General features: G+C 71.8%; 27 protein-coding genes. 14 read left to right on the top strand and 13 right to left on the bottom strand.

What is annotated here, in order from left to right; translation table 11 throughout:
• The first annotated feature begins 30 nt into the window (after positions 1 to 30).
• Positions 31 to 876, top strand: coding sequence for an ATP phosphoribosyltransferase (hisG, locus tag ACIOD2_RS04985; RefSeq protein WP_400534549.1), 846 nt, complete (start codon positions 31 to 33; stop codon positions 874 to 876).
• 49 nt (positions 877 to 925) lie between these two features.
• Here hisG and ACIOD2_RS04980 read toward each other — a convergent pair whose 3' ends face one another.
• From ACIOD2_RS04980 to ACIOD2_RS04970, 3 genes are all read right to left on the bottom strand, one after another.
• Positions 926 to 1,861, bottom strand: coding sequence for a ParA family protein (locus tag ACIOD2_RS04980; RefSeq protein WP_400534547.1), 936 nt, complete (start codon positions 1,859 to 1,861; stop codon positions 926 to 928).
• Positions 1,862 to 1,925: 64 nt separating this feature from the next.
• Complete coding sequence (locus ACIOD2_RS04975) at positions 1,926 to 2,717, bottom strand: thioesterase family protein (protein ID WP_400534545.1); 792 nt, start codon at positions 2,715 to 2,717, stop codon at positions 1,926 to 1,928.
• Positions 2,717 to 3,652: a RecB family exonuclease gene (locus tag ACIOD2_RS04970; RefSeq protein WP_400534543.1), complete on the bottom strand. Its 936-nt coding sequence runs from the start codon at positions 3,650 to 3,652 to the stop codon at positions 2,717 to 2,719. The genes ACIOD2_RS04975 and ACIOD2_RS04970 overlap by 1 nt, the downstream gene beginning before the upstream one ends.
• Before the next feature lie 263 nt (positions 3,653 to 3,915).
• Between ACIOD2_RS04970 and ACIOD2_RS04965 the strand changes: the two genes are divergently transcribed.
• The 3 genes from ACIOD2_RS04965 to ACIOD2_RS04955 all read left to right on the top strand — a co-directional run bounded on the left by ACIOD2_RS04965 (position 3,916) and on the right by ACIOD2_RS04955 (position 6,769).
• Positions 3,916 to 5,070, top strand: coding sequence for a site-2 protease family protein (locus ACIOD2_RS04965; RefSeq protein WP_400534541.1), 1,155 nt, complete (start codon positions 3,916 to 3,918; stop codon positions 5,068 to 5,070).
• 64 nt (positions 5,071 to 5,134) lie between these two features.
• The gene (locus tag ACIOD2_RS04960) at positions 5,135 to 5,965 is read left to right on the top strand and encodes a tRNA (adenine-N1)-methyltransferase (protein ID WP_392771934.1); all 831 of its coding nucleotides are present in this window, start codon (positions 5,135 to 5,137) and stop codon (positions 5,963 to 5,965) included.
• A gap of 3 nt (positions 5,966 to 5,968) precedes the next feature.
• Positions 5,969 to 6,769 (top strand): pentapeptide repeat-containing protein, encoded by an 801-nt coding sequence (locus ACIOD2_RS04955; protein WP_400534539.1) that lies wholly within the window; start codon positions 5,969 to 5,971, stop codon positions 6,767 to 6,769.
• Here the strand turns inward: ACIOD2_RS04955 and ACIOD2_RS04950 are convergent.
• Both ACIOD2_RS04950 and ACIOD2_RS04945 read right to left on the bottom strand, forming a co-directional pair.
• Entirely contained in the window at positions 6,766 to 7,215 is a 450-nt protein-coding gene (locus ACIOD2_RS04950) for a hypothetical protein (RefSeq protein WP_400534538.1), read from the bottom strand. The genes ACIOD2_RS04955 and ACIOD2_RS04950 overlap by 4 nt on opposite strands.
• A 13-nt stretch (positions 7,216 to 7,228) precedes the next feature.
• Positions 7,229 to 8,092 (bottom strand): hypothetical protein, encoded by an 864-nt coding sequence (locus ACIOD2_RS04945; RefSeq protein WP_400534537.1) that lies wholly within the window; start codon positions 8,090 to 8,092, stop codon positions 7,229 to 7,231.
• Positions 8,093 to 8,453: 361 nt separating this feature from the next.
• Between ACIOD2_RS04945 and arc the strand changes: the two genes are divergently transcribed.
• The gene (gene arc, locus ACIOD2_RS04940) at positions 8,454 to 10,256 is read left to right on the top strand and encodes a proteasome ATPase (protein WP_392771924.1); all 1,803 of its coding nucleotides are present in this window, start codon (positions 8,454 to 8,456) and stop codon (positions 10,254 to 10,256) included.
• 57 nt (positions 10,257 to 10,313) lie between these two features.
• Here the strand turns inward: arc and ACIOD2_RS04935 are convergent, their stop codons facing one another.
• The gene (locus ACIOD2_RS04935) at positions 10,314 to 11,240 is read right to left on the bottom strand and encodes a DMT family transporter (RefSeq protein WP_400534535.1); all 927 of its coding nucleotides are present in this window, start codon (positions 11,238 to 11,240) and stop codon (positions 10,314 to 10,316) included.
• A 97-nt stretch (positions 11,241 to 11,337) separates the two neighbouring features.
• Here ACIOD2_RS04935 and ACIOD2_RS04930 point away from each other — a divergent pair, with 97 nt between their 5' ends.
• Entirely contained in the window at positions 11,338 to 12,186 is an 849-nt protein-coding gene (locus ACIOD2_RS04930) for a DUF3626 domain-containing protein (protein ID WP_400534533.1), read from the top strand.
• Here the strand turns inward: ACIOD2_RS04930 and ACIOD2_RS04925 are convergent.
• Both ACIOD2_RS04925 and ACIOD2_RS04920 read right to left on the bottom strand, forming a co-directional pair.
• A complete protein-coding gene (locus tag ACIOD2_RS04925) occupies positions 12,163 to 13,056 on the bottom strand; it encodes a TIGR03620 family F420-dependent LLM class oxidoreductase (protein WP_400534530.1) in 894 nt (297 codons plus the stop codon). The genes ACIOD2_RS04930 and ACIOD2_RS04925 overlap by 24 nt on opposite strands.
• A gap of 66 nt (positions 13,057 to 13,122) precedes the next feature.
• Complete coding sequence (locus tag ACIOD2_RS04920; protein WP_323328339.1) at positions 13,123 to 13,458, bottom strand: metalloregulator ArsR/SmtB family transcription factor; 336 nt, start codon at positions 13,456 to 13,458, stop codon at positions 13,123 to 13,125.
• Positions 13,459 to 13,548: 90 nt separating this feature from the next.
• Here ACIOD2_RS04920 and ACIOD2_RS04915 point away from each other — a divergent pair, with 90 nt between their 5' ends.
• From ACIOD2_RS04915 to ACIOD2_RS04905, 3 genes are all read left to right on the top strand, one after another.
• On the top strand, positions 13,549 to 13,884 hold the full coding sequence (locus ACIOD2_RS04915) for a hypothetical protein (RefSeq protein WP_323328337.1): 336 nt from the start codon (positions 13,549 to 13,551) through the stop codon (positions 13,882 to 13,884).
• A 5-nt stretch (positions 13,885 to 13,889) separates the two neighbouring features.
• Entirely contained in the window at positions 13,890 to 14,819 is a 930-nt protein-coding gene (locus tag ACIOD2_RS04910) for an aldo/keto reductase (protein WP_400535409.1), read from the top strand.
• Between the two features lie 68 nt (positions 14,820 to 14,887).
• A complete protein-coding gene (locus ACIOD2_RS04905; protein WP_400534527.1) occupies positions 14,888 to 15,499 on the top strand; it encodes a hypothetical protein in 612 nt (203 codons plus the stop codon).
• Here ACIOD2_RS04905 and ACIOD2_RS04900 read toward each other — a convergent pair.
• A complete protein-coding gene (locus ACIOD2_RS04900) occupies positions 15,490 to 16,008 on the bottom strand; it encodes an NUDIX domain-containing protein (RefSeq protein WP_400534525.1) in 519 nt (172 codons plus the stop codon). The genes ACIOD2_RS04905 and ACIOD2_RS04900 overlap by 10 nt on opposite strands.
• 42 nt (positions 16,009 to 16,050) lie before the next feature.
• On the opposite strand from ACIOD2_RS04900, the gene dop reads away from it, so the two are divergent.
• From dop to prcA, 4 genes are all read left to right on the top strand, one after another.
• Positions 16,051 to 17,553 carry a depupylase/deamidase Dop gene (gene dop / locus ACIOD2_RS04895; RefSeq protein ID WP_400534522.1) on the top strand — a complete coding sequence of 501 codons (1,503 nt, stop codon included), beginning with the start codon at positions 16,051 to 16,053 and terminating at the stop codon, positions 17,551 to 17,553.
• Positions 17,554 to 17,639: 86 nt separating this feature from the next.
• Positions 17,640 to 17,834 carry a ubiquitin-like protein Pup gene (locus ACIOD2_RS04890; protein ID WP_013226725.1) on the top strand — a complete coding sequence of 65 codons (195 nt, stop codon included), beginning with the start codon at positions 17,640 to 17,642 and terminating at the stop codon, positions 17,832 to 17,834.
• A gap of 144 nt (positions 17,835 to 17,978) precedes the next feature.
• The gene (gene prcB / locus ACIOD2_RS04885; RefSeq protein WP_323328326.1) at positions 17,979 to 18,836 is read left to right on the top strand and encodes a proteasome subunit beta; all 858 of its coding nucleotides are present in this window, start codon (positions 17,979 to 17,981) and stop codon (positions 18,834 to 18,836) included.
• Positions 18,837 to 18,891: 55 nt separating this feature from the next.
• The gene (gene prcA, locus ACIOD2_RS04880; protein ID WP_400534517.1) at positions 18,892 to 19,701 is read left to right on the top strand and encodes a proteasome subunit alpha; all 810 of its coding nucleotides are present in this window, start codon (positions 18,892 to 18,894) and stop codon (positions 19,699 to 19,701) included.
• Positions 19,702 to 19,755: 54 nt separating this feature from the next.
• Here the strand turns inward: prcA and ACIOD2_RS04875 are convergent, their stop codons facing one another.
• The 4 genes from ACIOD2_RS04875 to ACIOD2_RS04860 all read right to left on the bottom strand — a co-directional run bounded on the left by ACIOD2_RS04875 (position 19,756) and on the right by ACIOD2_RS04860 (position 22,854).
• Positions 19,756 to 19,881 (bottom strand): hypothetical protein, encoded by a 126-nt coding sequence (locus ACIOD2_RS04875; protein WP_400534515.1) that lies wholly within the window; start codon positions 19,879 to 19,881, stop codon positions 19,756 to 19,758.
• A gap of 3 nt (positions 19,882 to 19,884) precedes the next feature.
• The gene (locus ACIOD2_RS04870) at positions 19,885 to 20,052 is read right to left on the bottom strand and encodes a hypothetical protein (RefSeq protein WP_400534512.1); all 168 of its coding nucleotides are present in this window, start codon (positions 20,050 to 20,052) and stop codon (positions 19,885 to 19,887) included.
• A 24-nt stretch (positions 20,053 to 20,076) separates the two neighbouring features.
• Positions 20,077 to 21,264, bottom strand: coding sequence for an alpha/beta hydrolase (locus ACIOD2_RS04865; protein WP_400534509.1), 1,188 nt, complete (start codon positions 21,262 to 21,264; stop codon positions 20,077 to 20,079).
• A gap of 108 nt (positions 21,265 to 21,372) precedes the next feature.
• Entirely contained in the window at positions 21,373 to 22,854 is a 1,482-nt protein-coding gene (locus tag ACIOD2_RS04860; RefSeq protein WP_400534506.1) for a bifunctional phosphatase PAP2/diacylglycerol kinase family protein, read from the bottom strand.
• A 143-nt stretch (positions 22,855 to 22,997) separates the two neighbouring features.
• Here ACIOD2_RS04860 and pafA point away from each other — a divergent pair, with 143 nt between their 5' ends.
• Positions 22,998 to 24,356 carry a Pup--protein ligase gene (gene pafA / locus ACIOD2_RS04855; RefSeq protein ID WP_400534503.1) on the top strand — a complete coding sequence of 453 codons (1,359 nt, stop codon included), beginning with the start codon at positions 22,998 to 23,000 and terminating at the stop codon, positions 24,354 to 24,356.
• Positions 24,357 to 24,388: the final 32 nt, after the last annotated feature.

Here is a 24,388-nt window from a genome sequence, read left to right as displayed (position 1 = left end):
CGTCCACCGCTGAACGAGGAGAGAAGCGAAATGCTGCGTGTTGCCGTGCCGAACAAGGGAGCCCTCGCCGCAGCGGCGACGGAGATGCTCGGCGAGGCGGGCTACCGGAAGCGGCATGAGCAGCGCGACCTGACCGTGCTGGACCCGATCAACGAGGTCGAGTTCTTCTTCCTGCGCCCCAAGGACATCGCGATCTACGTCGGCTCCGGTGACCTGGACCTCGGCATCACCGGCCGCGACCTCGCGCTCGACTCCGGCGCGCCGGTCGAGGAGCTCCAGGCGCTCGGTTTCGGCGGCTCGACGTTCCGCTACGCCGCCCCGGCGGGCCAGGACTGGAAGCCGGCCGACCTGCAGGGCAAGCGGCTCGCGACGTCGTACCCGCGGCTGGTGCGCGACGACCTCGCGCGCCACGGCGTCACCGCCGAGGTGATCCGCCTCGACGGTGCGGTCGAGATCTCGATCCAGCTCGGGGTCGCGGACGCGATCGCCGACGTCGTCGAGTCCGGCCGGTCGCTGCGCCAGAACAACCTGGTGGCCTTCGGCGACCCGATCTGCGTCTCGGAAGCCGTGCTGCTGCAGCGGAAGGGCAGCGAGCAGAGCAAGGCGAAGAGCCAGCTCGCGGCGCGCCTGCGCGGTGTCGTGTTCGCGCAGCAGTACCTGATGCTGGACTACGACTGCCCGCGGACGCTCGTCGAGCGCGCCATCGGCATCACGCCCGGCCTGGAGTCGCCGACGGTGGCCCCGCTCGCCGACGACGACTGGGTGGCGGTGCGCGCGATGGTCTCGCGCAAGGACGTCAACCGGGTCATGGACGAGCTCGCCGAGGTGGGCGCGAAGGCCATCCTGGCGTCCGACATCCGCTCCTGCCGCCTCTGAACCGCACCCGGTCGCGGGCGGGAAACCGCTTCCCGCCCGCGGCCGGGGATCAGCGAGGCCGGTGCGGTTTCTTCGGCAGCAGGTCGTAGAGGCCCTTGCGGGCGCCGTTGTCGTTGTTGTTGCGCGCCACCGAGACCTCGGAGATGAAGTCCTCGAAGACGAACTCCTCGTCGGCCGGGATCACCGCGGGCGCCGAGTTCTGCTCCAGGTAGGTGTCGAGCGTGCCCGCGATCTCGCGGAACGACAGCGCCTGCAGCGTTTCCGGGGCGTAGGTGGTCACCGGGACGCCGTGCGCGGCCGCCTCGTTCATCACCACGCCCAGCGGCAGGTGCGACAGCATCGGGATGCCGAACTCGTACATCTCCTGCAGCGCCGCGGCCGCGTAGTGCGAGATCGGCCGCCGGTAGAGGCTCGGGACCAGCCCGAACCACGACAGCGGCTGCCGTCCGACGGTCTGCTCGACGTAGCGGACCTGGTCCGCCAGCAGCCGCAGCGCGCGGATGGACGTCTTGTCCGGCTGCACCGGGACCAGTATCCCGTGCGACGCCGCCAGCGCGTTGTTCGTCAGCACGTCGAGCGCCGGAGGGCAGTCGATGATGCAGTGGTCGTAGTTGGCGAACTGGATGACCCGGGCCAGCTGCCAGCCGGGCACGCGGAACGAGTCGAGCCGCCGGATCAGGTCGAACATCCCCGGTGAGGTCGGGATGACGTCGAGCGCGCCGCCGCGGCCGAGGTTGCTGCGCGGATGCGGCACGACGAGCTCTTCGATCGGCCCCTTCCACTTCTTGGCCAGGGCTTTCGCCAGGGTCGGCGCGTCCCCGCGGACCTCGGCCAGGCCGAGCATCTCGGTGGTCGCGTGTCCCTGCGGGTCGAGGTCGACCAGCAGCACCCGCCGGCCGCGCTCGGCCAAGGCCGCCGCGGTGCCGACGCTCAGCGAGGTCTTGCCGACCCCGCCCTTCTGGTTGACCACCGAGGTGATCTGCATGCCGGAGCGCTCCTCATGTCGGTCGTTCCGCGAAGGTTATTGGATGCGGGCCCGTTGTGGGTGGCTATCCGCCCCCGGCCTGTCGCGGGCGGACCATCAGCGCCTGCGCGCCGGTGGCCACCGGGCCCTCGGCGTCGTGCAGGATGCTGGTCGCCGTGCCGACGCCGTGCTTGCCGACCAGCGTGACGGCGTCGAGGCCGATCCACTCGCCCGCGGGCGGCCGGCGCAGGTGCACGGTGAGCTCGGAGTTGATGAACCACCACTTGCGCGGGTCGAGGTAGTTGGACACGCCGTTGCCGGAGTCGGCGACCGCGAACAGGCGTTGCAGGCCGCTCGGCTCCTCGCCGTCGACCAGCGGGACGCGCTGGCGGGCCCACACCGCGGCCGGGCCGGGCACGTCCATGGCGCCGCGGACCGCGCGCCACTCGAGCGCGTCGAGGTAGCCGCCGTTCCAGCCCTCCGGCCACGCCGACTCCGTGACGGTGTCCGGCGCCGGCATCAGCGGGCCGCCGTCGGTGCTCACCTCCGCGGTGTCCGACGTCGCGATGCGCCACGCCGAGGCCCGCGCGATGACCCGTTCGGCCGAGGCCAGCTCGGCCTGCAGCAGCTCGACCGACCGGCCGGGCCGCTCCACCCGGGCGCGGACCAGCAGCTCGGCGACCGGCGCCGGCCCGAGGATCTCCACGGTCACCCGCGCGAGTTCGGCCGGGTGCTGCTGTTCGACGTTTTCGAGAGCCCGGACCAGCAGCGCCGACGGCGGCCCGAAGTGCTGGGAGTCCGGCGACCACGGCCCGGCCGTGTGCGCGGTGGCGGAGTACCGGCCCTCACCGAGGGGGACGAAAAACGCGTCGGCCATCAGTCGGCCCGGTCCAGGGGCGTCTCTTCGCCCGCGTCGGGCTCCGGCCAGCCGGGGTAGACCGGTGGGGTGCCGCCGTACTCGGGGCAGTGCGCCTGGTGGTCGCACCAGTTGCACAGCTTGCTCTTGTTGGGCCGGAAGTCGCCGGTCTTGCCCGCCTTGAGGATGGCCTGCCAGATCGCTTCCAGCGTCCGTTCGAAGCGGATCAGCTCGGCCTCGTCCGGGGTGTAGGCCAGCGACTGGCCGTCGGTCAGGTACATCAGCTTCAGCTGCCGCGGCACGATCCCGCGCAGCCGCCACAGGACCACGGCGTAGAACTTCATCTGGAACATCGCCTTGGCCTCACCGATTTCGCGCGGCGCGGCCCCGGTCTTGTAGTCGACGACCCGGATCTCGCCGGTCGGTGCGACGTCGACCCGGTCGATGTAGCCGCGCAGCAGCACCCCCGAGCCGAGCTCGATCTCGACGTGCAGCTCGCAGGCCTCCGGTTCGAGCCGCCGCGGGTCTTCGAGGCCGAAGTAGGCGTCCAGCAGCTTTTCGGCCGACCGCAGCCATTCCGCGTGGTCATCCGGCTTTTCGGCGTCGAACAGCTCGGTCCACTCCGGACGGTCGGCCGACAGCTCGGTCCACGCCGGGCCCAGCAGCTCACGCGCCTTCGGCGGCACCCGTTCGCCCGCGGGCAGCGCGAAGAGCCGCTCCAGTACCGAGTGGACGAGCGTGCCGCGCAGCTGGGCCTTGGTCGGCACCTCCGGCAGCCGGTCGACCGCGCGGAACCGGTAGAGCAGGGGGCACTGCTTGAAGTCACTTGCCCGGGACGGCGACAGGGCGGGCCGCCGCCGCACCTGCGTGGCGACGGCGGAGTCCGCGGTGTGCACGGCTTGCTCGGCTTGCACGGGAACGAGCGGGTCCGTGGTGACGGTGTCGGCGTCGGGCATGGGCAGAGCGTAACGCCGGGGTACGACAGTTCCGGCGACCGCAACGCCCGGACGGTACCCGGATGGCGAACACGCGTACCTGAACGGCGAACACGCGTACCCCGGCGGACGACACGACGCCGGTGGCCGTGTCGTCCGTCCAGGTACGCGTGTCGTCCAGCTGGGTACGCGTGTCGTCCGATTCGGGTGAGTACTGACACGACCCGGTCGCGGGCGGGGCCGGATCACCCGCTCCTGACACGCGGGGCTCTAGGCTCTCCGGCATGGCCGCGACCAGTGAGCAGGGCACCGGGGGCCCCCGGCAGGCCGTCCTCGGGGACGGCGGCGGCCTCGTGCTGTTCCGCGTCGCCGGTGTCCCGGTCCTGCTGGCGCCGTCGTGGTGGATCGGCTCGCTGATCGTCGTCGTGCTGTACGCGCCGCTGGTCGGGCGGCTGCTCCCGGACGTCTCCCCGGTGATGTCGTGGCTGCTCGCCGCCGCGTTCGCGCTGCTGCTGGGCCTGTCGGTGCTGGCCCACGAGCTCGGCCACTGCCTGGTCGCGCTGCGCCTGGGCATCCCGGTCCGGCGGCTGCGCCTGTTCCTCCTGGGCGGGCTGTCCGAAGTCGCCCGCACGCCGAAACGGCCCGGCGACGAGGGCCTGGTCGCCGCCGCGGGCCCGGCCGTGTCGCTCGTGCTGGGCGGGTTCTGCGGGCTGCTGATGTTCGCCGTGCCGCCCGACGGCGCGGTCTGGCTGCTGGTCGCCGAATGCGCGGTCGCGAACCTCGCCGTCGGCGTGTTCAACCTCCTGCCCGGCCTGCCCTTGGACGGCGGGCGGCTGGTCCGCGCCGGCGTCTGGGCGGCCACCGGCGTCCGCGCCAAGGGCACCCGCGCCGCGGTGGCCGGCGGCGCGGTGGTGGCCGCGGGGCTGCTCGTGTGGGCGCTGTGGGGCCTGGCGACCGGCAGTCCCGACCGCTGGCTGCGGCTGGGCGTCTGCGTCGTCACGGCGTGGTTCGTGATCCTGGGCGCGCGGTCGGAACTGGCCGCCGAACGTCGTCGCGGCTGGCCCGAGGGCCTGGTGCTGGGCGAGCTGGTCCGGCCGGTGCTGCAGCTGCCGGCGGAGAGCCCGGTGTCGGACGCGCTGGCCGCGTCGGCGGGCCGGGGCGTGGTGCTGGTGCGCGCGGACGGCGTCGCGGCCGGGCTGCTGGACGAAGGCGCGGCGGAGCGGCTGGCGAGCACGTCGCCGCACGCGCCGGCCGAGCTGGCGGCCGAGCCGATCCGGGCCGAGACGGTGCTGCTGGCCTCCGAACCGGGGGAGGAGATCGTCGAGCGGGTCCGCGAGACCCCGGCGTGGCAGTTCCTCGTCGTCGACGAGGAGGGCCGCCCCGCGGGTGTGCTGCGCCGGGACGACCTGCGGGCCGCCCTGAACCGCCGCACCCGCTGAGGTCACGACCCGGGCGGCCTGCGAAGATCTGTCGTCGGTCGTTTCCGGGGTTCTGGAGGAAGTGTTGTCGGTCAGCGGACCGTTTCGTGCGGGTGATCGGGTTCAGTTGACCGACTCGAAGGGGCGGCACTACACCCTGACGCTGGCCGACGGCGGTGAGTACCACACGCACCGCGGCGGTCTCGCCCACGACGACCTGATCGGCCGTCCCGAGGGGTCGGTGGTCACCTCGGCGGGCGGCTCGACCTACCTCGCGCTGCGGCCGCTGCTGCCGGACTACGTGCTCTCCATGCCCCGCGGCGCGCAGGTGATCTACCCGAAGGACGCCGCCCAGATCGTCATGTGGGGCGACATCTTCCCGGGCGCGCGGGTGCTCGAGGCCGGCGCCGGGTCGGGTGCGCTGACGTGCTCGCTGCTGCGGGCGGTCGGCTCGACCGGGCACGTGAGCTCGTACGAGATCCGCGACGACCACGCCGTGCACGCCGAGCACAACGTCGTGAAGTTCTTCGGTGAAAAGCCGGCCAACTGGTCGCTCACGGTCGCGGACCTGGCCACCCACGAGGGCGAGGTCGACCGGGTCGTGCTCGACATGCTGGCCCCGTGGGACCAGCTCCCGAACGTCGCCGCCCACCTGGTGCCGGGCGGCGTGCTGACGGTCTACGTCGCGACGGTCACCCAGCTGTCCCGCGTCACGGAGTCGCTGCGCGAGCAGCAGTGCTGGACCGAGCCGGAGTCCTGGGAGACGCTGATGCGCCCCTGGCACGTGGTCGGCCTGGCGGTCCGCCCCGACCACCGCATGGTGGCCCACACGGCGTTCCTGCTGACGGCGCGGCGCCTGGCCGACGGCACGGTGTCCCCGCGCGTGTCGCGGAGGCCCGCCAAGGGCAAGGGCTGAGTCTTGGCCCAGCGCGGCCGGCTCCGGCTCGCGGCCGGCGTGCTCGTCTTCGCCGTGCTGGTCGCGCTCTGCGTGGTGTTCGCGCCCGCGTGGCTCGTCGGCGCCACCCCGGGGCTGAGCACGGCGGAGCGGCTCAAGGCGGTCAACGACGTCCGGTCGACACTGCTGCAGGCGTTCGGTGGCCTCCTTGCGCTCGGCGGCGTGGCGCTGGGGGCGTACCTGACGTCCCGGCAGCTCGTGCTCAACCGCGAGGGCCGCTCGATCGACATGTTCACGAACGCCATCGAGCTGCTCGCCGGGGAGAACGAGGCGACCCGGCAGGGCGCGGTGTACGCGCTGGAGTGGCTGGCCGAGCTGGATCCCCGCTACAACGGGCACGTCCACGCCCTGCTGACGTCGTTCGTCGGCCTGCGCGCGCCGTGGAAGCCCGGGACCCCGCTCCGCGACGGCGGCGGCATCGCGAACGACGTCGCGGCCGCGCTGTCGGTGCTGAACCGCGGCACGGTGATCGGGCCGGGGGCCGCGTCGGAGCTGGAACGGGTGGACCTGCGCGGGGCCGACCTGAACGGCCTCGCGATCCCGAGGGTCTGCTTCGCCGGGGCCAACCTCGCAGACGCGAAGCTGCGCGACGCGAAACTCACCGGAGCGACGCTGACGGACGTGATCCTGCAGAACGCGGACCTACGAGGAGCCGACCTGCGCGGGGCCGATCTCACGGGAGCCGACCTGACCGGCGCGATCCTCGACGGCGTCGAGTCGGACGGGACCACCCGCTGGCCGGCGGGGTTCGAGCCGCCGGGCTAACCCGGTACGCACCACTTGCCGTTCTCCTTGTGCAGCGGGAACGGCGTGTCCTTGGTGCCGCCCGCGGCCTCGACGTGGACCACCGCCGTCGCCGACTCGCCGCGCAGTTCCGGGGGTTTCGGGAGGGTCGCGGTCACCGGGCCCGCCGCGTCCCAGGTCCGCTGCAGCCCGGCCAGCGCCTCGGTGCTCTGCGGGCGGCAGGTCAGCTTGCCGAACGCCGCCGAGTCGTGCCGGGCGATCGCATCGACGATCGCCTTGGCCAGCACGGTCACCGCCGCCGTGTCGACCTCGTCCGGGGGCGCGGACGTCGAGGTGCGGGTCGCCGGGGGCGGCGTGGACGCCGGCGGGGGTGTGGATCCCGACGGCGCGACGAGCAGCAGTCCCAGCACCACGCCCGCCACCGCCACGCCGGCCAGGACGAGCCCGGCGGTCAGCGCGCGGTTCACCGCCGGCGCGGCCTCACGAGCCGTCCGCCTGCACGTTGGACAGGCACCAGAGCCCGGACTCCTTGGCCGCCGACATCGTGCCGACCTTGGTCGCCTTGCCGTCGGTGGCCGAGTAGCGGACCGTGGCCTTGTCCCCGGTCTCCTGCGGGTCGCCGGTGAGCTTCACCGTGACCTTCGGGATGTCACCGGTGGTGCCTTCGTAGACGCTCCGGCAGATGACGTTGCCGAGGGCTTTCTCGTCACCCGCGTTGTACGCGTCGATCGTCGAGGCGAACAGCTCCGGCGAGCTGGGCTTGCCGCCGGGGGCGGGGCCGCCGACCGGCTTCGTGCTCTTCGTCGACGGGCTGGTCGGCGAGGTGGACTTCTTCGGGGTGGTCTTCGGCGCCGACGTCGGCGCGGGGGAGCTGCTGCTCGCGGGCGGCGCGGCGGTGGTGCTGTCGTCGCCGTTCAGGGCCAGCACCAGCGCCGTCACGCCACCGCCGACGACGATGACCGCGCCCACCGCGATGCCGATGATGAGCCCGGTTTTCTTCTTCTTGGGCGGCGGAGGGTCACCGAAGCCGCCGCCACCGCCGCCGTACGGGTCGTAGCCGCCGAAGTTCTGCTGGTTCGGGCTGTAGCCACCCTGCTGCGGCGGCTGCCCCCACTGGTCCTGCTGGCCGCCGTACTGGGGCTGGGGCGGGTAACCGCCCTGCTGCGGCTGCTGCCCGTAGGGATCCGGCTGGCCGAACTGCTGGGTGCCGCCGTAGCCGGGCTGGGGCTGGGGGCCGCTCTGGGGGTAGCCACCCTGCTGGGGCTGCCCGTAGGGCCCGGGCTGCTGCCCGTGGCCGCCGGGCTGCTGGCCGTAGCCGCCCGGTTGCTGCGGCGGGTAGGTCATGAGTGATGCCCCCTAGCATTCCTTCGCCGAGATTCGGCCATCCGGTGGCCGCGTCGGCCCGATGCTAGTCACCGCGCGTGCTCGCCGCGCGGTTAGGGCGGAACTGGCCGGAATTGCCCGGCTTCGGCACGGTTGGCGGCGCCGGGGGCTGGGTACTCCCGTCGTGCTTGCTTCGTCCGGCACCGGAAGACCCCGCTCCGACTTCGTGTCACGGCACACAAATGGCCCCTTGTGCTGCGGGAATGTCCGTGCTGGACCAGGTGAAGAAACCGCGACGCGCCGATCTTGTGATCCGGAAAGGCCTTTTCTTGTCGGTGATCGCCGGTACCGTGGAATGAAAAGCACTCCGAGGAGGTGCCCGATGCATCATGACCTTCCCGGAGGTCGGCGCGAGGAGGCCGACCCTTCAGCGACATCCGGAGCTGGGACGACGGCGGACGAACAGGCTCGCCAGATCCGTTTTCTCGAAGAGGAAGTGGCGCTGCTGCGCCGCAAACTGACCGACTCGCCACGGCAGAACCGCGTTCTCGAGCAGCGGCTCGCCGAGGCCTCGGAAAGGGTGAGCCAGCTCACCGAGCGCAACACCAAACTGGTCGAAACCCTGCGCGAAGCGCGAGGACAGCTCCTCGCTCTCCGTGAAGAGGTCGACCGGCTGGCCCAGCCACCGTCCGGGTACGGCGTGTTCGTCACGTCGTACGAGGACAACACGGTGGACGTGTTCACGGCCGGCCGGAAGATGCGGGTGTCCGTTTCGCCCGCGGTGGAGATCTCGTCGTTGCGACGCGGCCAGGCGCTGCGGCTCAACGAAGCCCTGACCGTGGTCGAGGGCGGCGACTTCGAGCGCACCGGCGAGGTGTGCGCGTTGCGCGAGGTGCTCGCCCCCGACGTCGAGGGCGCCAGCCCCCGTGCGCTGGTGGTCGGGCACGCGGACGAGGAGCGGGTGGTCCTGCTCTCCGATCTGCTGGCGGAGCAGCCGCTGAAGCCCGGCGACTCGCTCCTGGTCGACTCCAAGGCCGGCTACGCGTACGAGCGCGTGCCGAAGGCGGAGGTCGAGGACCTGGTGCTGGAGGAGGTGCCGGACGTCCGCTACGAGGACATCGGCGGCCTCACCCGGCAGATCGAGCAGATCAGGGACGCGGTCGAGCTGCCGTTCCTGCACGCCGACCTCTACCAGGAGTACCAGCTGCGCCCGCCGAAGGGCGTCCTGCTCTACGGCCCGCCGGGCTGCGGCAAGACGCTCATCGCCAAGGCGGTCGCGAACTCGCTGGCCAAGAAGGTGGCGGCGGCGCGGGGCGACAACGAGGACGGGAAGTCCTACTTCCTGAACATCAAGGGTCCCGAGCTGCTCAACAAGTTCGTCGGGGAGACCGAGCGGCACATCCGCCTGATCTTCCAGCGGGCGCGGGAGAAGGCCTCCGAGGGCACCCCGGTGATCGTGTTCTTCGACGAGATGGACTCGATCTTCCGGACCCGTGGGTCGGGCGTTTCGTCCGATGTGGAGACCACGATCGTCCCGCAGCTGCTCTCCGAGATCGACGGTGTCGAAGGCCTGGAAAACGTCATCGTCATCGGTGCCTCGAACCGTGAGGACATGATCGACCCGGCGATCCTGCGGCCGGGCCGGCTCGACGTCAAGATCAAGATCGAGCGTCCGGACGCCGAAGGCGCGAAGGACATCTTCTCCAAGTACCTGGCCGAAGGCCTGCCGATCCACGCCGACGACCTCGCCGAGTTCGGCGGGGACTCGAAGGCGACGTTCGACGCGATGATCCAGCACACGGTCGAGCGGATGTACGAGGAGAGCGACGAGAACCGGTTCCTCGAGGTGACCTACGCCAACGGGGACAAGGAGGTCCTGTACTTCCGTGACTTCAACTCGGGCGCGATGATCCAGAACATCGTGGACCGGGCGAAGAAGTCGGCCATCAAGTCGGTGCTGGAGACCAACCAGCCCGGCCTGCGCGTGCAGCACCTGCTGGACGCGATCGTCGACGAGTTCGCGGAGAACGAGGACCTGCCGAACACCACCAACCCGGACGACTGGGCCCGGATCTCCGGCAAGAAGGGCGAGCGGATCGTCTACATCCGCACGCTCGTCACCGGCAAGAACCAGGACTCGGGGCGGGCGATAGACACCGCCACGAACACCGGGCAGTACCTGTAATACCGAACATCCGATGGGGCGGTCGCCACGGCGGCCGCCCCATCGGCGTGTCCGGGGTCAGTCCCGGACCAGTTCGGCTTCGGGCGACGGCAACTCGGTCTTGCGGCGGACACGCAGCCGTCCGTGTGCGGCGAGAATGCCCAGCACCACCAAGATCGCGCCGGCGGGCTGGTTCCAGCTCACCGGCTCGTGCAGCACCAGCACGCCCAGGAGCACGCCGACGACCGGTGTGAGGTAGGTCACCGCCGACGCGTTGGCCGCGCCCCAGGCCGCGATGATCCGGACATTCCACGCGTAAGCGATGCCCGTGCCGAAGACGCCGAGGGCCACCATGCTCAGCACGACCGGGAGTGTCAGGTGGATCGGGGCGGTCGCGATGGCCGGCGCCAGCAGGCCCAGGATGACCGTCGCGGACGCGGTCTGCCCGAACGCGACGACCACCGGGTCCGCACCGCGCGGGGAGACGAACCGGCGCATGTAGACGAAGCAGGCGCCGTAACACGTCGTGGCGCCGAGACAGGCGAGCTGGGCGGTCAGCTGGTGCGAGACGTCGACGCCGTGCCACACCCCGACGATCGTGAGCACACCCAGGAAACCGAGCAGCAGCCCGAGCACCCGCGGTGGCGTGAACCGCTCCTCGGGCAGCGCCGCCGCGGCCAGTAGCATCGTGATGAGCGGCGTCGTCGCGTTGAAGATACTGGCCAAACCGGACGAAATGTACTGCTCCGCCCACGAGAACAACAGGAACGGCACCACGCACAGCAGCACCGACACGACCGCGAGATGACCCCACAGGGCGGGATCGCGGGGGAGCGCGCGACGGCGGGCGACGAGCACCGCGGCCAGGGCCAGCGCGCCCAGCGAAACCCGCGCCAGCGCGATCTGGGCGGGGGAGAGGCCGTCGAGGCCCACCTTGATGAACAGGAAGCTCGCACCCCACACGATCGCCAGCAACGCGAACCGCACGGTCACCCCGAAACCCATGACACGCAGTCAAGCCGGGCGAGTGCCCTCGGGGCCAGCGGTTTTCGGACCTCGTCGTGTGTATAACGACCTATACCGCCGGGGTAGGATCCAGCCCATGGGGGCTGAGAACAACACATCATGGAAGCGGGCGATCGAGCACGTCGCCGGCCTGGTGTCAGGGCCGCCGCTGGCCGCCGACCTGGACGTCACGGTGCACTTCCACCCGGACCGGCTGGTGGGGGACGTGCCGTTGCTGCGGCACCTGCTCGACGACGGCGTCTACCGCTCGCAGTTCGAGACCGGCACGAGCAACGGCGGGCTGACCGCGCACCCCGGCGGCGACCGCTGGCGCTGGGAGCACCGGATCTTCGGCGGTGCCTACGACGACGGGCCGGCGTCCGCGCGGCCCAAGTACGGCTCGCTCAACTACCGCCGCCGCCCGGCCGGTGGCTCGGTCCGGTTCGGCTCGTCCCACCTGCGGGTCAAGCGGGACGTGCTGCGGCGGACGACCTTCTGCTACCCGGACAGCTTCGCCGAGCCGGCCGACTTCGGCACCGCCGAGCACCTCCCGCTGGTGCCGCTCGCCGAAGCGGCCGAGTCGGACGAACTCGACGACCACATCGAGGCCCACGTGCACGGCCCGCTCCGGCTGGACGCGGACGTCGAGGCGCTGGTGCTGGACCCGGCGTTCCGCGGGACCGACGTCGAGACGGCCGCGGCCGGGCTGCCGTTCCCCGTCGAATGGCACCACGGGTTCCGGCTCCCGGTCGCGATCCTCGCCGAGCACGCGGACTACCGGGGTGAGGACGTCGTGCGGGCCGGCAAGGAAATCGCCGAGCGCGGGTGGCTCGACGCCCGCGTCATCGGCGACGCCGTGCGTGCCGGCCGGCACGATCCCCAGACCCTCAAGCGCGTCTGGCACTGCACCGCGCGCTTCGGGCTACGCGGTGACGCCGGCCGGTAGCAGCGCCTCGGCCAGCCGCCGCCACTGCGACATGGCCGACCCGCCGGGCTCGATCCCGATGACCTGGATGCCGACGTGGTCGGCCCCCGCGTCGAGGTGCTCGCCCAGCCGGGCGGTGATCGTGGCGAGGTCGCCCCAGACCACGAGGTCGTCGACGATCCGGTCGCTCCCGCGGCCGCCGTCGATGTCGGCCTCGGTGTAGCCCAGCCGCCGGAACTTGGCGACGTTGTACTTCTGCGTCAGGTACGGGTGCAGGTGCGTCCGGGCGATCTCGCGGGCCCGGGCGGGGTCGCTCTCGAAGAGCACGGCCTGCTCGACGCCGAGGAACGCGCCGCCCAGGATCTCCCGCGCCTGTGCGGTGTGCTTCGGGGTCACGTGGTAGGTGTGCGCGCCGGCGGTGCGGTCACGGGCCAGCTCGAGCATCTTCGGCCCGTACGCGGCCAGGATGCGCCGCTCGGGCCCGCTCGGCGCGGGGTTGGCGCTGGTGACGGCGTCCATGGCGTCGAGGTACTCGCTCATGGCTCGCAGCGGGCTCGTCGTCCCCGGACGGCCGCCGCCGAAGCCGAGCCCCAGGATGTGCCGGTCCGGGTAGGCGTCGGCCAGCAGGAGGGCCGCACCGCGCGCCCACCGCGGCTCCCGGGCCCAGATCTGCGCGATGCCGTTGACGACCGTGAGGCGCCGGGTCGAGGCCAGCAGGAACCCCGCGTGGGTCAGGGCTTCCCGGCCGTCGCGTTCCGGGATCCAGAGCGCCGGCCAGCCCTGGTCCTCCAGTTCCTGCGCGGTGTCGCGCATCCGGCTTGCCGGCTGGTCTTCGAAGTCGAACGTCCAGATCCCGTAGCGGCCCAGCCGCGTGTTCTCGAGCGTGCTCATGGATCGAAGTATCGCAGAAAGTCGATATGAGTCAACGGCCGCGAGCACGGCGGGGGAGGGGAGTGGTCAGAGTGAGCGGCCGAGGATCTCGACGATCCCGGCGATCCGCTCCTCGTCGCGCCGGTAGTGCGTCCACTTGCCGACCCGGGTCGCGCGCACCAGCCCGGCGCGCTGCAGGGACGCCATGTAGGCCGAGACGGTCGACTGGGCCAGGCCGGCCTTCGCCTGGATGTGGCTCACGCACACCCCGGCCTCGACCACCATCCGGCCGCGCTCCTCGAGGAAGTTCTCCTCCGGCTCCCGCAGCCACCCGAGGATCTGCAACCGCACCGGGTTCGCGAGCGCCTTGAACACCTCGAGCAGCTGCTCGACCTCCGGCACGGAGCCGGTGCGCGTCGTCATCGTGCCGATGGTAGATCAGATCGCGACAGTCCGATGCGACACCGGCGTGGCTACCCACCTGCTTGCGTATAACGACCTATACTCCCGGCCGTGAGCGAAGAAACCCGGCCCCGTGCGCCCATCACCGAAGCCGACGTCATGGCCTGGCTGGAGACGACGGCCGCCGCCGTCGACGCGGAGGAGGTGAGCGCCCAGGAGCTGATCGACATCCTCGGCGAGCTGCGCCGCGCTTCCGCGGCCTGCGCCGACGCGTCCGACTGGGCGCTGCTCGCCGCCCGCGAAGGCGGCGCCAGCCTCCGCCAGATCGCCCCCGTCTTCGGCAAGGGGTACGTCCGGGCCCCGGCCGCCCGCCTCGAGAAGCTGCACCGCCAGGCCCAGACGGCCGGCCAGTGGCTCGCCATCCTCCGGCACAAGCAGAACGGATGACCCCGATGGACCGCATCGCACTCGGCCTGGCGGCGCTGGGCCGGCCCGCCTACATCAACCTGGGGCGGGACGGGGCGCTGCCGGCCGTGCGCGACGTCGCGTCGATGCGGGCCGCGACGTTCACCGTGCTCGACGACGCCTACGCCGCCGGGATCCGGCGGGTCGACGTCGCCCGCTCCTACGGGCGCTCGGAGGAGTTTCTGGCCGGCTGGCTCGACGAGCGCGGGCACACCGACGTCGACGTCTCGAGCAAGTGGGGCTACGCCTACGTCGGCGGGTGGCGGATCGACGCCGAGGTGCACGAGGTGAAGGAGCACTCGGCGGCGCGGTTCGCCGCGCAGTGGGCGGAAACCCTGGCGCTGCTGGGGGATCGGGTGCGCCTCTACCAGGTCCATTCGCTCACTGTGGACAGTCCACTGTTCACCGACGAGCCGCTGATCGAGGCACTGGCGGAACTGTCCGCGAACGGCGTCGCGGTCGGGTTCTCGACGTCCGGGCCGGCCCAGGCCGACGCGATCGAGCGGGCGTTCGGGCTGGAAGTGGCCGGGCGGCCGGTGTTCTCGGCGGTGCAGTCGACGTGGAACCCCCTGGAACCCTCGGCCGGGGCGGCGCTGGCCGCGGCGCACGCGGCCGGGAACCGGGTGCTGGTCAAGGAAACGCTGGCCAACGGCAGGCTCGCGGTCGAGGCGCCGCGGGCGGTGCTGGACATCGCCGAGGCGCACGGCACGGGCCCGGATGCGGTCGCCGTCGCGGCGGTGCTGTCGAACGACTGGGCGGACACGGTCGTGCTCGGGCCGGCGAGCTCGCCGCAGCTGGCGGCGAACCTGCGGGCCACCACGCTTTCCCTGAGCACGGACGAGGAAGCGGCGCTGGCCGGGCTGGCGGAGGATCCAGGGGAGTACTGGCGTCACCGGTCCTCTTTGGGGTGGCACTGAGCGGCTGCACTACTCTTCGCAGGCACACACGGACAACGGGAGGGCCGGAGCAGGTGCGTCATCGCCAGGTGGTTGCGTTGGCCGCGGTCGCGTTGGTCGGCCTCACGGGATGCGACGGGCCCGACCCGAACAACCTCGAGACGTACTACGACGATCCGGCCTCCTCGGCCACGCAGCAGCCCGTGCGGACACCCGAAGTCCAGGTGCCGGCCCCGAAGGCGGCTCCGGTCACCCCGGCGGCCCCGGATCCCGGGCCGCTCGCGGAGCGGGCGCTGCTGACCGATCGGGACGTCGTCGAAGAGGGCGTGCAGCGCGGCTCGGACGCGGTGTCGGGATGCCTGTCGGACGAGGTGTCGGCGACGAGCCGGACGGCCAGCTGGCGGTACCCGAGCGGGTCGGTGCTGCGGCACCGGGTCGCCGCGTACCCGGACCGGCCGGGTGCCGACGTCCTGGCGAACGCGCAGTGCGCCGGGCACCAGGTCGAGATCCCCGCCCAGGCCGGGGTCGACCGCCAGGGCGCCTGGTGCGACGGCAAGACGTGCACCGTGCTGCTGGCGAAGGGCGCCCTGGTGTCCGGGCTGACCGTCTCGGCGAGCACCGAGGCACGGGCGATCGACGCGGCGAAGCGGCTGCTGCCCGCGATGACGGCGAAGCTGACGGCGCCGGCCTCTCAGCCGTAGCGGCGGAACCACTCCTGGACGCCCTCGCGGCCGTCGGGGATGAACGGGAGCTCCGGTGCCGGATCGTCGATCCAGGCGCGCAGCTCGGCCAGGGGGATCCAGCGGCCTTCGGCGATCTCTTCGGCCTGGTGGCGGATCGGGCCGTCCCAGCGGACCTCGAAGGCGAAGTTGTGGCAGCGGTTGCGGCCGTCGTCGTACACCTTCGTGAACAGCGGAACGGGTTCCACCCCTTGGACGCCGAGCTCTTCGGCCAGTTCGCGGCGGGCGCACTCGGCCGGTGACTCGCCGGCGGCGACCACGCCGCCGGCCCAGCAGTCCCAGGTGGACGGGAACACGTCCTTGCCGGGGGTGCGCAGGTGCACGTAGACCGCGTTTCCATCACCCGAACGGACCAGCACGACGCCGGCGGCGTGCCACAGGGCCTCCGCGCGGACGCGGGAGCGGGTGGTCGAGCCGACCACCGAGCCGCTCCGGTCATAGAGGGCAACGAGTTCGTCACTGCCTGGCATGGGTGCATCGTCCCACTAGGCCCACCCCGTAGGGTGGTGGACATGCGGCGGATCATGGGAACCGAAGTCGAGTACGGCATCTCGGTGCCGGGCGACGCGACGGCGAACCCGGTACTCACCTCGACCCAGGTCGTGCTCGCCTACGCGGCGGCGGCGGACATCCCGCGCGCGCGGCGGGCGCGGTGGGACTACGAGGTGGAGTCGCCGCTGCGCGACGCGCGCGGGTTCGACCTGACCGGCCCCGGCGGGCCGGGGCACGACCCGGACGTCGAGGACCTCGGGGCGGCGAACGTCATCCTGACCAACGGGGCGCGGTTGTACGTCGACCACGCGCACCCGGAGTACTCGGCGCCCGAGGTGACGAACGCGCGGGACGCGGTCATCTGGGACAAGGCGGGCGAACGGGTGATGGAGGAGGCCGCGCTGAAGGCGGCGTCCGTGCCCGGGCAGCCCCCGCTCCAGCTGTACAAGAACAACGTCGACGGCAAGGGCGCCAGCTACGGCACGCACGAGAACTACCTGTGCGCGCGGTCGACCCCCTTCACCGCGATCATCGCCGGGCTGACGCCGTTCTTCGTGTCGCGGCAGGTCTTCACCGGGTCGGGCCGGGTCGGGATCGGGCAGCAGAGCGAGGAAGCCGGGTTCCAGCTCTCCCAGCGTGCGGACTACATCGAGGTCGAGGTCGGCCTGGAGACGACGCTGAAGCGCGGGATCATCAACACCCGCGACGAGCCGCACGCGGACGCGGACAAGTACCGGCGGCTGCACGTCATCATCGGCGACGCGAACATGTCCGAGTACTCGACCTACCTCAAGGTCGGCACGACGGCACTGGTGCTGGACCTGATCGAGTCCGGCATCCGCTTCGACGACCTGAAGCTGGACGAGCCGGTCAAGGCCGTGCACCAGATCAGCCACGACCCGACGCTGAAGGCGCAGGTCGCGCTGGCCAACGGCAAGAAGTACACCGGGCTGGACCTGCAGTTCGCCTACCACGAGATCGCTTCGCAGAACCTGGAGCGCACAGGCGCGGACGAGGCGTCCAAGGAGGTGCTGCGGGTCTGGGGCGAGGTGCTGGACGCGCTGGCACGCGACCCGCAGGAGTGCGCGGACCGGCTCGACTGGCCGGCGAAACTGCGGCTGCTGGAGGGCTACCGCCAGCGGGACAGCCTGGCCTGGGGCGCGCCGCGGCTGCGCCTGGTGGACCTGCAGTACTCGGACGTGCGGCTGGCGAAGGGCCTGTACAACCGGCTGGTCACGCGCGGGTCGATGAAGCGGCTGGTGACCGAGGAAGAGGTGCTGGCCGCGGTGACGACGCCGCCGTCGGACACGCGGGCCTACTTCCGGGGCCGGGCGCTGGAGAAGTACGCGAGCTCGATCGCGGCCGCGTCGTGGGACTCGGTCATCTTCGACGTCGGCAAGGAGTCGCTGGTGCGGATCCCGACGCTGGAGCCGCTGCGGGGGACGAAGGCGCACGTCGGCAAGTTGCTGGACAACGCGGCGACGGCGGAGGAGCTGGTGGAGGCGCTCACCGGTTCGGACTAGGCGGTACGCACACGGAACGCGGCGTTGACCCCGAATGTCGGGGCCGCTGGGTAGGCTAGGAAACATCAGCCACACCGGGAGGCGAGATGGCCCAGGAAAAGATCGAAAAGCACGGCGGTGGTGACTCCGACGAGGAGTTCGACGACACCGGCGCGGCGGGTCAGGAACGGCGCGAGAAGCTCGGCGAGGACGTCGACACGATCCTCGACGAGATCGACGACGTGCTCGAGGAGAACGCCGAGGACTTCGTCCGCGCTTACGTGCAGAAGGGCGGCGAGTAGCCGCTCGGGCACCCGTGCCCTTGCCGACCGTTCAGCCGGCGGCCGGGGTTCCGCGTGGTGGTGACCGTGGTCCGTGCGGGCCGGGGTCGCCGGGCGCGGGGCGCCGGCCCCCATGGCCCGCACAGATGGGATTTTTGAGCACGTATGGACAACACCAGGGGCATCTCGGGTCCCGCGCTGCCGGCCGCGTACTTCTCGTCGGCGTCGTCGTCGTTTTCGGACTTCCTGCGGGTGCAGGCGCCGGAGCTGCTCCCTGAGCGCCGGGTGTCCGGTGGTGGTGTGGCGGAGCTGGGCGTGCCGCACGGGACGACGATCGTCGCGCTGACGTTCGCGGGCGGTGTGCTGATCGCGGGCGACCGGCGGGCGACGTCGGGCAACCTGATCGCGAGCCGCGACATCGAAAAGGTGCACGTTACCGACGAGTACTCGGCGGTGGGCATCGCGGGCACAGCCGGGCTGGCCGTGGAGATGGTGCGGTTGTACGCCGTCGAACTGGCGCACTACGAGAAGATCGAGGGCGTTTCGCTGTCGCTGGACGGCAAGACGAACAAGCTGGCCGGGATGGTCAAGGCGAACCTCGAGATGGCGATGGCCGGGCTGGCGGCGATCCCGCTGTTCGTCGGGTACGACCTCGAGGCCGAGGACGCCAAGCACGCCGGCCGGATCGTCTCGTACGACGCCGCGGGCGGGCGCTACGAGGAGAACGGCGGTTACGCCGGGATTGGTTCGGGTTCGCTGTTCGCGAAATCCGCGCTGAAGAAGCTCCACGACCCGGACGCCGACGTCGAGGGCGCGACGCGTGTGGCGGTCGAGGCGCTGTACGACGCGGCCGACGACGACACCGCTTCGGGCGGGCCGGACCTGGTGCGCCGGATCTTCCCGAGCGTCGTGACGATCACCGCGGAGCACGGCGCCGTGCAGCTGCCCGAGTCGGAGACGGCGGCGGTCGCGGAGGCCGTGGTGGCCGGCCGGATCGAGCGCCAGCAGCAGCGGCTCTCCTGAAGCGCCGGACTGAACCAGTGAACGCCGAAACACCGAAAGACCTGGAGCGCACACCGTGACGATGCCGTTGTATGCCTCTCCCGAGCAGCTGATGCGGGAGCGTTCCGAGCTGGCGCGCAAGGGCATCGCGCGCGGCCGGAGCGTGGTGGTGCTGAAGTACGCGGGCGGCGTGCTGTTCGTGGCCGAGAACCCGTCGGCGACGCTGCACAAGGTTTCCGAGATCTACGACCGGATCGGCTTCGCCGCGGTCGGGCGCTTCAGCGAGTTCGAGAACCTGCGGGTGGCCGGGATCCGGCACGCCGACCTCAAGGGCTACCAGTACGACCGGCGCGACGTGAGCGCGCGGGGCCTGGCGAACGCCTACGCGGCGACGCTGGGCAGCATCTTCACCGAGCAGCTGAAGCCGTTCGAGGTGGAGATCTGCGTGGCCGAGGTCGGGGCGAGCGCCGCGGAGGACCAGCTGTACCGGCTGACCTACGACGGCTCGATCTTCGACGAGCCGCAGTACATCGTGATGGGCGGCCTGACCGAGAAGATCGCGACGAAGCTCAAGGAGACGTTCGAGGACGGCCTGGACCTGCAGGCGGCGCTGGGCGTGGCGGTCGCCGCGCTGCGCACGCCGACCCAGCCGGCCGCGACGACGTCCGCGTCGGCCGGTTCGTCGTCGTCTTCCTCGTCCGCGTCGGCGAGCACGTCCGCGAACGGCAACGGCGAGACCGACCCCCCGATCAAGCTGGAGGTCGCGGTGCTGGACCGCGACCGCCCGCGGCGCGCGTTCCGCCGCCTGACCGGGGCGGCGCTGGACGCGCTGCTGCCGGTGCCGGACCCGGTGGTCGACGAGCCGGAGAAGCCCGAAGGCGAATAGTCCGTGCGAAACGGGGGCGTGGCCGGTGGCCGCGCCCCCGTTTCGTGTCCGCGGTCAGGCCGGCCAGCGGGCGATCGCGAGCAGGTGCGCGCTGGTGTGGACAAGGTGCGGGTCCTGCTCGGCGCGCAGGGCGGCTTCGGCATGGTCGTCGAACGCGGTGAGCCCGGCTTCGTCGAGCACGGGTCACGCGGGCCCTCGACGCCGTAGACGCCGGTGCCGGTGAAGCCCGCCGCGGCGAGCCACGCGGCGTGCACCCCCGGTGCCGCCGCCGACGTCGAGGATCCGGGCGTGACAGGGGAGGAACCGGCGCAGCAGCTCCCGGGTGCGCAGGTAGTGGGTGTCGAGGTCCATGATCGCAACCCGGGCACCCGGCTTTCAGGACGTGGCGGGGGACTGCCGGAAGGCCCGGTCGGCGAAGGCGAGCAGGTACGGCAGGGTGGCCCGGGCCGTGTGCCAGGTGTGGTTGAAGCCGCGTTCGGCGTGGACGACCGCGTCCTGGCCGCGGGCGTGCAGGGCGTCGGCGATGCGGTGGGCGGTGGTGACGTCGGTGGGCGCGCCGGTGCCGACGGCGAGCATCACCGAGATCGGGGCCGGGAACCTCATCGTCGGCAGGTAGCGGCGCGGGGTGTTGGCGGCGATGGCGGCCTGGTCGCCGCCGAGGACGCCGACCGAGTCGTTGAGGTCGTCGTAGGGCAGGGCGATGACCAGGGTGGCGAACTCGTCGACGTGGTGCAGGCCGATGTTGAGCGCGCCGAACCCGCCGCCGGACATGCCGCCGAGGGCGCGGTGGCTGCGGTCGGCGAGGGTGCGGTAGCGGTGGTCGATCGCCGGGACGACCGTGCTCGCCAGGTAGGTCTCCAGCCGCGGGCCGCCGGGGACGTCGAGGCACTCCCAGTCCGTGCTGGGCACACCGGCGGTCATGTCCACGCTGACCACGATCATCGGGTTGACGGCGCCCGCCTGCTGCAGCGCTTGGAGGGTGCCCGGGGCGTCGCCGGAGGTTAGCCAGTCACGCGGGCCGCCGTAGGGGTAGCCGTGGATCAGGTAGACGACGGGGTAGCGGCGGCCGGCGTTGGCGGGGTCGCCGTAACCGGGCGGCAGGATGACGTAGTTGCTGCCCGACGGGATGCCGTGCGCGGGGTCGGGGAGCGGGACGACGTCGATCTTCTGGCCCGCGGCCGCGACGCCGGTGCCGCCGTGGGGCGCCGACGGGGCCTCTGGGGCCTCGTGGTCGTCGTCCAGCAGCCGGCCGTCGAGGTTGACGGCGCCGGGGCCGCGCTGGAGCAGCCGGGCCAGGTCGTCGGACGTGCGGACGTACCCGACGTAGCTGTTCACCGCCGTGACCGCGGCGAGCAGCAGGAGGACGCCGACGGCCGTGCACCCCCAGCGGCGGGCGCGCCGCCGATAAGAGAGCGCGATCACCGCCGCCAGCACGGCCACCGCGACCGTGGCGAAGGTGAGCCAGATGAACGGCGATTCGAACGGCCCGAGGTCCCGGGCGCGCGCGGTGACGTCACCCGGCAGCACCGGATCGACGGCGACCTGCGGGCTCACGCGCGCCACTCCATCAAAACCCCGCTTGTCCCCTGGCCGCGGGCAGGACGGCCCGCATCTCGATCTTGACGCTAGCCAGGGGACCCTGTGGGTTCGTTGAGAGAAAGTAAAAGAAGATTAAAGGCGGTAGATGGTGAGGGCGCTGGGCCGGGACCGGAAGCGGAACCGGTTGCCGAGCGGGCCGACCTCGCCGTCGGTGGCGACGCGGCGGTGGCCGTCGAGCAGCTCGACGTCCAGTTCGGGCAGGTCGAGCTCCTGGTAGACGTGGCTGGCCGCGAGGGTGCGGGTGACCATGGCCAGCAGGAACCGGGCCCGCGAGTAGGGCAGGTCGGCGCGCAGGTAGCGGATGTCCAGCAGGCCGGTGTCGAGCGCGGGACGGCGGCTGGGCGCGAACCCCTTCGGCGCGTACGTGCCGTTGCCCACGAACAGCAGCCACACCTGGGTGAGCTTGCCGTTGAGCCGGACGGTCAGCGGTTTCGCGTGCCGCAGCGTCCGGGCCAGCGCGATCGCGGCCGAGGGCCACTTCGGGTGCTTTTCCTGCAGCTTCTCGCGGAGCCGGACCATCTCCGGGTAGCCGCCCAGGCTGGCGGTGTTGACGAACCAGCGGTGCGCCGGGCCGTCGCCCCCCTCGACCTGGACCTCGCCGAGGTCGATGCCGACGGCGTTGCCGATCTCGGTCGCCGCGTCGGCGTCGGGCATGGAGTGGATGCCGATGTCCCGGGCGAAGTGGTTGAGCGTGCCCGCCGGGATCAGCGCGAGGGGGAGGTCGCGTTCGGCCGCGACGGAGGCGACCGCCGCGACGGTCCCGTCACCACCCGCGACGCCGAGGGCGCGGACGGTGCCGCGCGCGTCGATCTCGGCTTCGAGCTGGGCGCGCAGGTCCCGCTCGGGGTCCGGGTAGAGGATCTCGGCCTTCGGCCAGGCGTACCGCGCGTCCTCGGTCGGGTCCTGGCCCGGCACCCCGGAACCGGGGTTGACCAGCACGAGCATGTCCTCGCCGTCGACCATCTCGGGCGCGTCCGCGTCGTGGGCGGTGCGGCCGGGGACGTCGTCGTGCAGCGGCCACCAGTGCCGGGTCGCCAGGCCCACGCCGGTGCCGATGGCGATGCCGACGCCGACGTCGGAGGGCCAGTGCACGCCGGTGTGGACGCGCGAGTAGGCGACCGCGAGCGCGAGCGGCGCGACGGCGAGCCCGGCGCGCGGCGACTCCATGGCCACCGCCGTCGCGAAGGCGGCCGCGGAGGCGGAGTGGCCGGAGGGGAACGACGACGACGTCGGGCGTTTCCGCAGGCGGCGGTGCATCGGCATCTCTTCTTCGGCCGGGCGGCGGCGGGGGAAGAGGGGCTTGCCGAGCAGGTTCGCGACGGCGCTCGCCCCGGCGATGGCGACCATCCCGCGCAGCGCTCCGCGGCGGGTGGCGCCCGGCCGGACCGCCAGCCCTCCGGCGACCACCCACCAGAGGCGGGACTTGTTCGCCGACCGGGACAGCGCCATCAGCGCGTCGTCGGCCTTCGTGGCCGGAAGACGCGCACTTCGGCGCATCAGGGCGCGGTCGGTCCGGCCGACCCGCCGGAACGCCCGGATGAGCTGGTGTGACAAGAGGTCCGCCTTCCGCGCGACGTCAAGGGTTGTGCTCCAATCGTGCCTGATTCGGGGGCTTTTCACCGTCTGTGGCCTACTGGGGGCGTGTCGACGCCCGAACGGCCCACCGTCGAGGGGGGTGCAGCGCCTACTCTGGTGGGATGCAGCGGCGGATCTTTGGCATCGAGACCGAGTTCGGGGTCACGTGCACTTTCCACGGCCAGCGCAGGCTCTCTCCCGACGAGGTGGCGCGCTACCTCTTCCGGCGGGTCGTCTCGTGGGGCCGTTCTTCGAACGTCTTCCTGTCGAACGGCTCGAGGCTCTACCTCGACGTCGGCTCGCACCCCGAGTACGCGACGGCCGAGTGCGACGACCTGGTCCAGCTCGTCACGCACGACAAGGCCGGCGAGCGGATCCTCGAGGACCTGCTGGTCGACGCCGAGCGGCGGCTGGCGGACGAGGGCATCGGCGGCGACATCTTCCTGTTCAAGAACAACACGGACTCGGCGGGCAACTCGTACGGCTGTCACGAGAACTACCTCGTGACCCGCGCGGGTGAGTTTTCCCGGATCGCGGACGTGCTGCTCCCGTTCCTGGTGACCCGCCAGCTCATCTGCGGCGCCGGGAAGGTCCTGCAGACGCCGCGTGGCGCGGTCTACTGCCTGTCGCAGCGGGCCGAGCACATCTGGGAGGGCGTCTCGAGCGCCACGACCCGCTCGCGCCCGATCATCAACACCCGCGACGAGCCGCACGCCGACGCCGAGCGCTACCGGCGCCTGCACGTCATCGTGGGCGACTCGAACATGGCCGAGCCGACGACGATGCTCAAGGTCGGGTCGGCGAACCTGGTGCTCGAGATGATCGAGGCCGGCGTCCAGTTCCGCGACTTCACCCTCGACAACCCGATCCGGGCGATCCGCGAGATCAGCCACGACCTCACCGGCCGCCGTCAGGTGCGCCTGGCCGGCGGGCGCGAGGCCTCGGCGCTGGACATCCAGCGCGAGTACTACGCCCGTGCGGTGCAGCACCTCAAGGACAACGGCTCCAGCCCGGCCAACGACAAGGTCATCGAGCTGTGGGGCCGCGCGCTGGACGCGGTCGAGCAGCAGGACTTCGGCAAGATCGACACCGAGATCGACTGGGCGATCAAGCACCGGCTGGTCGAGCGCTACCGGCACAAGCACGACCTGGACCTGTCCAGCCCGCGCATCGCGCAGCTCGACCTGGCCTACCACGACATCCGCCGTGGCCGGGGCATCTTCGACCTGCTGCAGCGCAAGGGCCTGGTCCGCCGGATCACCGACGACGGCGAGATCGAGGCGGCCAAGGACACCCCGCCGCAGACGACCCGGGCGAAGCTGCGCGGCGACTTCATCGCCGCCGCCCAGGCCGCCGGGCGCGACTTCACCGTCGACTGGGTGCACCTGAAGCTGAACGACCAGGCCCAGCGCACGGTGCTGTGCAAGGACCCGTTCCGCTCGGTCGACGAGCGCGTCGAACGCCTGATCAGCTCGCTCTAGCCAAGGTCCGTGAAGGCCACATTGAGGGACTC

The organism is Amycolatopsis sp. NPDC088138 (assembly GCF_044741685.1).
In the GTDB taxonomy this organism is placed as follows: Bacteria; Actinomycetota; Actinomycetes; order Mycobacteriales; family Pseudonocardiaceae; genus Amycolatopsis.
This window is presented reverse-complemented; position numbering and strand designations above follow the sequence as displayed.

Bases quoted from the DNA above. Each gene is read 5' to 3' on its own strand.
- hisG (WP_400534549.1), top strand. From the start codon at position 31: ATGCTGCGTGTTGCCGTGCCGAACAAGGGAGCCCTCGCCGCAGCGGCG.
- ACIOD2_RS04980 (WP_400534547.1), bottom strand. From the start codon at position 1,861: ATGCAGATCACCTCGGTGGTCAACCAGAAGGGCGGGGTCGGCAAGACC.
- ACIOD2_RS04975 (WP_400534545.1), bottom strand. From the start codon at position 2,717: ATGGCCGACGCGTTTTTCGTCCCCCTCGGTGAGGGCCGGTACTCCGCC.
- ACIOD2_RS04970 (WP_400534543.1), bottom strand. From the start codon at position 3,652: ATGCCCGACGCCGACACCGTCACCACGGACCCGCTCGTTCCCGTGCAA.
- ACIOD2_RS04965 (WP_400534541.1), top strand. From the start codon at position 3,916: ATGGCCGCGACCAGTGAGCAGGGCACCGGGGGCCCCCGGCAGGCCGTC.
- ACIOD2_RS04945 (WP_400534537.1), bottom strand. From the start codon at position 8,092: ATGACCTACCCGCCGCAGCAACCGGGCGGCTACGGCCAGCAGCCCGGC.
- arc (WP_392771924.1), top strand. From the start codon at position 8,454: ATGCATCATGACCTTCCCGGAGGTCGGCGCGAGGAGGCCGACCCTTCA.
- ACIOD2_RS04935 (WP_400534535.1), bottom strand. From the start codon at position 11,240: ATGGGTTTCGGGGTGACCGTGCGGTTCGCGTTGCTGGCGATCGTGTGG.
- ACIOD2_RS04930 (WP_400534533.1), top strand. From the start codon at position 11,338: ATGGGGGCTGAGAACAACACATCATGGAAGCGGGCGATCGAGCACGTC.
- ACIOD2_RS04925 (WP_400534530.1), bottom strand. From the start codon at position 13,056: ATGAGCACGCTCGAGAACACGCGGCTGGGCCGCTACGGGATCTGGACG.
- ACIOD2_RS04920 (WP_323328339.1), bottom strand. From the start codon at position 13,458: ATGACGACGCGCACCGGCTCCGTGCCGGAGGTCGAGCAGCTGCTCGAG.
- ACIOD2_RS04910 (WP_400535409.1), top strand. From the start codon at position 13,890: ATGGACCGCATCGCACTCGGCCTGGCGGCGCTGGGCCGGCCCGCCTAC.
- ACIOD2_RS04900 (WP_400534525.1), bottom strand. From the start codon at position 16,008: ATGCCAGGCAGTGACGAACTCGTTGCCCTCTATGACCGGAGCGGCTCG.
- dop (WP_400534522.1), top strand. From the start codon at position 16,051: ATGCGGCGGATCATGGGAACCGAAGTCGAGTACGGCATCTCGGTGCCG.
- ACIOD2_RS04890 (WP_013226725.1), top strand. From the start codon at position 17,640: ATGGCCCAGGAAAAGATCGAAAAGCACGGCGGTGGTGACTCCGACGAG.
- prcB (WP_323328326.1), top strand. From the start codon at position 17,979: ATGGACAACACCAGGGGCATCTCGGGTCCCGCGCTGCCGGCCGCGTAC.
- ACIOD2_RS04870 (WP_400534512.1), bottom strand. From the start codon at position 20,052: ATGGACCTCGACACCCACTACCTGCGCACCCGGGAGCTGCTGCGCCGG.
- pafA (WP_400534503.1), top strand. From the start codon at position 22,998: ATGCAGCGGCGGATCTTTGGCATCGAGACCGAGTTCGGGGTCACGTGC.